At 33.5% G+C, this 6,068-nt stretch carries 12 protein-coding genes; all 12 read right to left on the reverse strand.

Features of this window, described 5'->3' with window-relative positions; genetic code table 11:
* Window positions 1–14: 14 nt before the first annotated feature.
* The 12 genes from rplN to rpsJ all read right to left on the reverse strand — a co-directional run bounded on the left by rplN (window position 15) and on the right by rpsJ (window position 5,582).
* Complete coding sequence (gene rplN / locus NG918_RS05480; protein WP_003373072.1) at window positions 15–383, reverse strand: 50S ribosomal protein L14; 369 nt, start codon at window positions 381–383, stop codon at window positions 15–17.
* Between the two features lie 28 nt (window positions 384–411).
* Window positions 412–666: a 30S ribosomal protein S17 gene (gene rpsQ, locus NG918_RS05485; RefSeq protein ID WP_252215016.1), complete on the reverse strand. Its 255-nt coding sequence runs from the start codon at window positions 664–666 to the stop codon at window positions 412–414.
* A gap of 23 nt (window positions 667–689) precedes the next feature.
* A complete protein-coding gene (rpmC, locus tag NG918_RS05490) occupies window positions 690–902 on the reverse strand; it encodes a 50S ribosomal protein L29 (protein ID WP_012423239.1) in 213 nt (70 codons plus the stop codon).
* Entirely contained in the window at window positions 902–1,336 is a 435-nt protein-coding gene (gene rplP, locus NG918_RS05495) for a 50S ribosomal protein L16 (protein WP_252215013.1), read from the reverse strand. The genes rpmC and rplP overlap by 1 nt, the downstream gene beginning before the upstream one ends.
* 17 nt (window positions 1,337–1,353) lie before the next feature.
* On the reverse strand, window positions 1,354–2,019 hold the full coding sequence (gene rpsC / locus NG918_RS05500) for a 30S ribosomal protein S3 (RefSeq protein ID WP_252215010.1): 666 nt from the start codon (window positions 2,017–2,019) through the stop codon (window positions 1,354–1,356).
* 18 nt (window positions 2,020–2,037) lie between these two features.
* A complete protein-coding gene (gene rplV / locus NG918_RS05505) occupies window positions 2,038–2,373 on the reverse strand; it encodes a 50S ribosomal protein L22 (protein ID WP_252215007.1) in 336 nt (111 codons plus the stop codon).
* A gap of 20 nt (window positions 2,374–2,393) precedes the next feature.
* Window positions 2,394–2,672 (reverse strand): 30S ribosomal protein S19, encoded by a 279-nt coding sequence (rpsS, locus tag NG918_RS05510; RefSeq protein WP_003373804.1) that lies wholly within the window; start codon window positions 2,670–2,672, stop codon window positions 2,394–2,396.
* Between the two features lie 67 nt (window positions 2,673–2,739).
* Window positions 2,740–3,573 (reverse strand): 50S ribosomal protein L2, encoded by an 834-nt coding sequence (rplB, locus tag NG918_RS05515; RefSeq protein ID WP_252215003.1) that lies wholly within the window; start codon window positions 3,571–3,573, stop codon window positions 2,740–2,742.
* Window positions 3,574–3,631: 58 nt separating this feature from the next.
* Entirely contained in the window at window positions 3,632–3,928 is a 297-nt protein-coding gene (gene rplW / locus NG918_RS05520; RefSeq protein ID WP_012423941.1) for a 50S ribosomal protein L23, read from the reverse strand.
* Entirely contained in the window at window positions 3,928–4,548 is a 621-nt protein-coding gene (rplD, locus tag NG918_RS05525) for a 50S ribosomal protein L4 (protein WP_252215000.1), read from the reverse strand. The genes rplW and rplD overlap by 1 nt, the downstream gene beginning before the upstream one ends.
* Window positions 4,549–4,573: 25 nt before the next feature.
* Window positions 4,574–5,203 (reverse strand): 50S ribosomal protein L3, encoded by a 630-nt coding sequence (gene rplC, locus NG918_RS05530; protein WP_252214997.1) that lies wholly within the window; start codon window positions 5,201–5,203, stop codon window positions 4,574–4,576.
* Between the two features lie 70 nt (window positions 5,204–5,273).
* On the reverse strand, window positions 5,274–5,582 hold the full coding sequence (rpsJ, locus tag NG918_RS05535) for a 30S ribosomal protein S10 (RefSeq protein ID WP_002582605.1): 309 nt from the start codon (window positions 5,580–5,582) through the stop codon (window positions 5,274–5,276).
* Between the last annotated feature and the right edge of the window lie 486 nt (window positions 5,583–6,068).

Here is a 6,068-nt window from a genome sequence, read left to right on the forward strand (position 1 = left end):
TAAGACACCTCCTCTTATAGAACTTCTGGTGCTAATGATAGAATCTTGTTAAATTCTTTATCTCTTAGCTCCCTAGCAACAGGTCCAAAGATACGAGTACCTCTTGGTTGTTTATCGTCTTTAATGATAACTGCAGCATTTTCATCAAATTTAATATATGAACCGTCCGCTCTTCTTAATCCTTTTGCTGATCTAACTATAACAGCCTTAACAACCTCGCCTTTTTTAACAACTCCGCCTGGTGTTGCACTTTTAACGCTAGCTACAATAACGTCACTTATATTACCAAATTTTCTTTTTGATCCACCTAGTACTCTTATGCACATAATTTCTTTTGCACCTGAATTATCTGCAACTTTAAGTAAAGTTTGTGGTTGTATCATACAATTACCCTCCTTTCAGTATTAAAGCCTATTTAGCTTTTTCTACTATTTCAACAAGTCTCCATCTTTTATCTTTAGATAAAGGTCTAGTTTCCATTATTAATACTCTATCATTAATTTTAGCTTCATTATTTTCATCATGAACCTTAAACTTTGTAGTCTTGTTAACTGTTTTTCCGTATAGTGGATGTCTAACCTTAGTTTCGACAGCTACTACTACTGTTTTATCCATTTTATCTGAAACAACTCTACCAGTTCTTTTCTTTCTTAACGTTCTTTCCATTCGGGCTTACCCTCCTTCCAGATTTACTGTTCTAATGCCCTCATTTCGTCTTCTCTTAAGATGGTCTTTATTTGGGCTATAGATTTCTTTACTTCTCTAATTCTCATAGGATTTTCTAATTGTCCTGTAGCTAATTGAAATCTTAAATTGAATAACTCTGCTTTAAGATCTCCTAACTTTAATGTTAAATCTTGAGGATTGCTTGATCTTAATTCTTTTAATTCTCTAGCCTTCATTATTTTTCACCACCCATTTCCTCAAAATCTCTTCTTGTAACAAACTTAGTTTTTACAGGAAGTTTATGTGATGCAAGTCTCATTGCTTCTCTTGCCACATCTTCAGTAACTCCAGATAGTTCAAAAACTACTCTATCAGGTTTAACAACAGCTACCCAATATTCTGGTGATCCTTTACCTGATCCCATTCTTGTTTCAGCTGGTTTTTCTGTTACTGGTTTATCTGGGAAAATCTTTATCCAAAGTTTTCCTCCTCTTTTTATATATCTGTTGATAGCAATTCTGGCAGCTTCGATTTGATTGCTTGTTATCCATCCACAAGTTGTAGCTTGAAGACCAAAATCTCCATAAGCTAAGAAGTTACCTCTTGTAGCTCTACCTTTCATTCTACCACGTTGTACCTTACGATGCTTTACTCTTTTAGGCATTAACATGATCTATTCCTCCTTTCTTACGCGTTAGCTTCTTCCTTTTCTACTTTCTTTGTTGGAAGAACTTCACCATTATAAACCCAAACTTTAACTCCGATTTTTCCATATGTTGTATTTGCTTCAGCAAATCCATAATCGATATCAGCTCTTAATGTTTGTAGTGGGATTGTTCCTTCATGATAGTGTTCAGTTCTTGCTATTTCAGCTCCACCTAATCTACCTGAACAAGAAGTTTTTACACCTTTTATTCCATGTCTCATAGCTCTTTGCATTGTTTGCTTCATAGCTCTTCTGAATGAAATTCTCTTTTCTAATTGTGCAGCTATGTTTTCAGCCATTAATTGTGCTTCAGCTTCTACACTTTTAACTTCAACTATATTTATTAGTATATTTTTTCCACTAATATAATTAGTTAATTTCTTTTTTAAACTTTCAATTCCTGATCCACCTTTTCCTATTACGACACCAGGTTTAGCAGTATATATATTTAATTTAACTCTTTTAGCAGCTCTTTCGATTTCTATTTTAGAAATCCCAGCTGAGAAAAGTTCTTTTTTAACAAATTTTCTAATTTGGTTATCTTCTATAAGATTGTCAGCAAAGTCCTTTTTATTAGCATACCACTTTGCATCCCATCCCTTGATAACGCCTACTCTAAGACCGTGAGGATGTACTTTTTGACCCACTTAACTTTCCCTCCTTCTTTAAGCTCTTTCTTTTACAACTACTGTTACATGACTAGTTCTTTTGTTGATTCTGAATGCCTTACCGTGATCCATTGGTCTGAATCTCTTAAGTATTGGACCTTCACCAACAAAAGCTTCTGAAACATATAAGTTGTCAGCATTTAATTCTAAATTATTTTCTGCATTTGCAACAGCTGATTTTAAAACTTTTTTAATTACTACTGCTGCTTCTCTTGGAGTATATTCTAAAATAGCAAAAGCTTCTTTAACTTGTTTTCCTCTTATTAAATCAAGAATTACTCTAACTTTCATTGGAGACATTCTAATATATTTAGCTATAGCTCTAGCTTCCATTTATGTTCCTCCTTTCCAGGCTACTTTCTTTTTGATGTTTTATCTGCCACATGACCTCTATAAGTTCTAGTTAATACGAACTCGCCTAACTTGTGTCCAACCATATCTTCTGATAAATAAACTGGAACATGTTTTCTTCCGTCATGAACTGCAATTGTATGACCTATCATTTGTGGATAGATTGTTGAACTTCTTGACCAAGTCTTAACAACTTTCTTATCTCCACTTGCATTCATTTCTTCTATCTTCTTTAAAAGTCCTTCATGCACAAAAGGTGCTTTTTTTGTTGATCTACTCACTAATATTGCCTCCCTTCATAAACCTTAGTAACAATAAGCTAGAAGAGAATAAAAATTTCTCTTCAAACTACTTAGCGTTTCTACCCTTGATAATAAATCTATCAGAATATTTCTTATTCTTTCTTGTTTTGTATCCAAGTGCTGGTTTACCCCATGGAGTAACTGGACTTGGTCTACCAACTGGTGCTTTACCTTCACCACCACCGTGAGGGTGATCGTTAGGATTCATAACAGAACCTCTAACTGTAGGTCTCCATCCCATATGTCTTTTTCTACCAGCTTTACCGATATTAACTATATCGTTTGTTGGGTTAGACACTGTTCCGATTGTTGCTCTACATTCTATTCTTACATATCTCATTTCACCTGAAGGTAATCTTAAAGTTGCGTAGTTTCCTTCTTTAGCCATTAATTGTGCTGAATTACCAGCCGCTCTAACTAATTGACCACCCTTACCTTTTTGTAATTCGATATTATGAATAACTGTACCAACTGGTATGTTCTTTAATGGAAGAGCATTACCTGCTTTGATATCTGCATCTGGACCTGATACTATAACATCACCAACATTTAATCCTGCTGGAGCAAGTATGTATCTTTTTTCTCCATCTGTGTAAACAACAAGTGCAATATAAGCTGATCTATTTGGATCATATTCTATAGTTGCAACCTTTGCTGGAATTGAATCTTTATTTCTTTTAAAGTCTATGATTCTGTATTTTCTCTTAACTCCGCCGCCACGGTGTCTTACAGTAATCTTACCTTGAGCATTTCTACCTGCTTTACTCTTTAATGATACAAGAAGTGACTTTTCCGGTTGTTGTGAAGTTATTTCTTCAAATGTAGGCATAGTCATTTGTCTTCTTGATGGTGTAATCGGGTTAAACTTTTTAACTGCCATTACAATTCCCTCCTTTTTTCAGCTTTTCTGGCATTTCACCAATAATGGCCTTAATATACTATTGTAATCCGTCGAAGAATTCTATAGCTTTGCTTTCTTCAGTTAATGTAACAATAGCTTTCTTGTAGTCAGATCTCTTTCCTACATGTACGCCCATTCTTTTAGTTTTTCCTAAACCGTTTATAGTGTTAACGTCTTTAACTTTAACATCAAAAACTTCTTCCACAGCTCTCTTTACTTGAGACTTATTAGCATTTACGTGAACCATGAAAGTGTACTTTTTTTCTGCCATAGCAGCCATACTCTTTTCAGTGATAACAGGCTTTCTTATTATATCATGGCTTGTTAATTTCATTATGCGTACACCTCCTCAATTTTTGATACAGCATCTTTAGTTATGATTAATTTTTCAAATTTTAATAAATCATATACGTTGATGTTGTTTACTGGGATAACACTAACCCCTTGAATATTTCTTGCTGATTTATATACAGCTTCGTTTGATTCAGCAGTTATTATTAATGTTTTCTTTGCATTGAATGCATTTAACATTTCTATAAATTGCTTAGTCTTTGGAGCTTCAAAAGATAATGATTCTAAAACTACCATTTGTCCATCGTTAACTTTGCTAGTTAATGCTGACTTCATAGCAACTCTTCTCATGCTCTTTGGAATTGAAACTCTGTAATCTCTTGGCTTTGGTGCGAATACAATACCACCTTTGATCCATTGAGGTGCTCTAATAGAACCTTGTCTTGCTCTACCAGTACCTTTTTGTCTCCAAGGCTTGATTCCGCCTCCTCTTACCTCAGTTCTAGTCTTAGCTGATTGAGTTCCTTGTCTCTTATTAGCTAATAAAGCAACTACTACTTGATGTAATGCGTGTTTATTTACTTCCACTTCAAATACGTTTGCATTTAATTGGATATCTCCAACTTGTTTTCCTTCTTGATTAAATAACCCTACTGTAGGCATTATGTCTCCTCCTTTCCTTCAGAAATTAAGCTTTAACTGCGTTTCTTATTACTACTGTACCTTTGTTAGGTCCTGGGATTCCACCCTTTATTAATAATAAGTTCTTTTCAGCTATTACTTTAACTATTTCTAAGTTCATTACTGTTGTATTAACAGAACCCATATGTCCAGGCATTCTCTTATTTTTGAATGTTCTAGATGGGTCTGATGAAGCTCCCATTGAACCTGGTGCTCTTTTAAACTTAGAACCATGAGTCATAGGACCTCTTTGTTGGTTCCATCTTTTGATAACACCTTGGAATCCCTTACCTTTAGAAACTCCTGATACGTCAATTTTGTCTCCAATTTCAAATACATCAGCTTTGATTTCTTGACCAACTTCATATTGGCTTACATCTTCAAGTCTGAATTCTTTTAAAGTTCTCTTTAAAACAACTCCTGCTTTTTCAAAATGTCCTTTAGCTGGCTTGTTAACTAATTTTTCTCTTATATCACCAAAACCAACTTGTATTGCTTCATAACCGTCTTTTTCTACAGTTTTCTTTTGAACAACAACACATGGACCAGCTTCTACTACTGTAACTGGAATAACTTTTCCTGCTTCATTGAAGATTTGAGTCATCCCTATTTTCTTACCTATTATAGCTTTTTTCATGTATTTACACCTCCCAAACTAATTAGCGGACTGTTTCCAATCATAATAGTTCATTTTTTTATTTTCCAGCTTATAATTTAATTTCTATATCCACACCTGCTGGAAGATTTAATCTCATTAATGCATCAACAGTCTTAGGTGATGGATTAACTATGTCGATTAATCTCTTATGAGTTCTTATTTCGAATTGTTCTCTTGAATCTTTATATTTGTGAACCGCTCTTAATATTGTAACAACATCTTTTTCAGTTGGTAGTGGAACTGGTCCTACTACTTTAGCTCCTGATGTTTTTGCAGTTTCTACAATTTTCTCAGCTGATTGATCTAATATTGTATGATCAAAAGCTTTTAATCTGATTCTTATTTTTTGCTTTGACATTATGGTTTCCCTCCTTTTCATGTACGCTTTACTTCTAACGCACAACAGCGGTTATTCTATAAACTGCACCGGGTGTTTCATCACTCGCCACAAAATTATACAATCCCTGTCGTCGGATTCTAGATCCAAACTACTCATCAAGAATTACCCGGAAGTCCGGCAACCTCTTGATTCATCGCTGTATGCTATGCAACTTCTTCATTATACTATCATTAAAAATATTTTTCAAGTTTTTTTTATACTTTTCTTCAAGTTTTTACTCATTTAATATTTTTGCTTTTTTCGTTTTCGTTTCTTTTATTATTCTAATAGTATTTCTTATAAATTTCAATATATTTATTTTATTTATTTATTGTATTATATTACTTATATTAGTTTTTTTATTTTTTATCTTTAAATATAAAAATAAGGTAGAGAAAACGTCTTTTCTCTACCTTATTCATTATTCTAATTAGAATTTATAATAATTATTAAAATTAAGCGTTA

Origin of the sequence: Clostridium sp. ZBS2 (assembly GCF_023845855.1) — a bacterium.
Classification (GTDB): domain Bacteria; phylum Bacillota; class Clostridia; order Clostridiales; family Clostridiaceae; genus Clostridium; species Clostridium aquiflavi.

Bases quoted from the DNA above. Each gene is read 5' to 3' on its own strand.
- rplN (WP_003373072.1), bottom strand. From the start codon at position 383: ATGATACAACCACAAACTTTACTTAAAGTTGCAGATAATTCAGGTGCA.
- rpsQ (WP_252215016.1), bottom strand. From the start codon at position 666: ATGGAAAGAACGTTAAGAAAGAAAAGAACTGGTAGAGTTGTTTCAGAT.
- rpmC (WP_012423239.1), bottom strand. From the start codon at position 902: ATGAAGGCTAGAGAATTAAAAGAATTAAGATCAAGCAATCCTCAAGAT.
- rplP (WP_252215013.1), bottom strand. From the start codon at position 1,336: ATGTTAATGCCTAAAAGAGTAAAGCATCGTAAGGTACAACGTGGTAGA.
- rplV (WP_252215007.1), bottom strand. From the start codon at position 2,373: ATGGAAGCTAGAGCTATAGCTAAATATATTAGAATGTCTCCAATGAAA.
- rplB (WP_252215003.1), bottom strand. From the start codon at position 3,573: ATGGCAGTTAAAAAGTTTAACCCGATTACACCATCAAGAAGACAAATG.
- rplW (WP_012423941.1), bottom strand. From the start codon at position 3,928: ATGAAATTAACAAGCCATGATATAATAAGAAAGCCTGTTATCACTGAA.
- rplD (WP_252215000.1), bottom strand. From the start codon at position 4,548: ATGCCTACAGTAGGGTTATTTAATCAAGAAGGAAAACAAGTTGGAGAT.
- rplC (WP_252214997.1), bottom strand. From the start codon at position 5,203: ATGAAAAAAGCTATAATAGGTAAGAAAATAGGGATGACTCAAATCTTC.
- rpsJ (WP_002582605.1), bottom strand. From the start codon at position 5,582: ATGTCAAAGCAAAAAATAAGAATCAGATTAAAAGCTTTTGATCATACA.